The organism is Vibrio sp. UCD-FRSSP16_30, from assembly GCF_001676025.1.
GTDB lineage: Bacteria > Pseudomonadota > Gammaproteobacteria > Enterobacterales > Vibrionaceae > Vibrio.
The window spans coordinates 1-745 of record NZ_LZFW01000072.1; the positions used below are offsets into that span (position 1 = coordinate 1).

General features: G+C 43.7%; 2 rRNA genes. Both read right to left on the bottom strand.

What is annotated here, in order from left to right:
- Positions 1-267 precede the first annotated feature (267 nt).
- Positions 268-383: ribosomal RNA gene (rrf, locus tag A9260_RS15120) — 5S ribosomal RNA — on the bottom strand.
- A 91-nt stretch (positions 384-474) separates the two neighbouring features.
- A 23S ribosomal RNA gene (locus tag A9260_RS15125) occupies positions 475-745 on the bottom strand; the annotation flags it as partial.

The following is a 745-nucleotide window of genomic DNA, read 5'->3' on the forward strand; positions in this document are numbered from 1 at the left end:
TTCCAACAGAATAGTAATGAATTGACTGTGCCAATGATTAAAAATCATTGTATTGGTCACTCAGTTCATTGATAAATCTTTTCGATTATCATCAACGAGTGCCCACACAGATTGATAGGTTTAAATTGTTAAAGAGCGTGCTTTGAGTGCCTTAACACTTAAGCAGGTCGCATATATTACGCGACTGACTGTTAAAGTCAACATAAAACTCTAAGTAAATTAGAACTTTATGGTGACTCACCTCATACGAGATAAGTCAAAATTAAAGCCTGGCGATGTCCTACTCTCACATGGGGAAGCCCCACACTACCATCGGCGCTATTATGTTTCACTTCTGAGTTCGGCATGGAATCAGGTGGGTCCACAATGCTATGGTCGCCAAGCAAATTTTAAAATTCGGAAAACTGTTATTTAAAAGTTATATCACACATTCAACGTTCTTTCTTCGAGTCCACAAAACCCCTTGGGTGTTGTATGGTTAAGCCTCACGGGCAATTAGTACAGGTTAGCTCAATGCCTCRCAGCACTTACACACCCTGCCTATCAACGTTCTAGTCTCGAACAACCCTTTAGGACACTTAAAGTGCCAGGGAAGACTCATCTCAGGGCTCGCTTCGCGCTTAGATGCTTTCAGCGCTTATCGATTCCGAACTTAGCTACCGGGCAATGCCATTGGCATGACAACCCGAACACCAGAGGTTCGTCCACTCCGGTCCTCTCGTACTAGGAGCAGCCCCCTTCAATC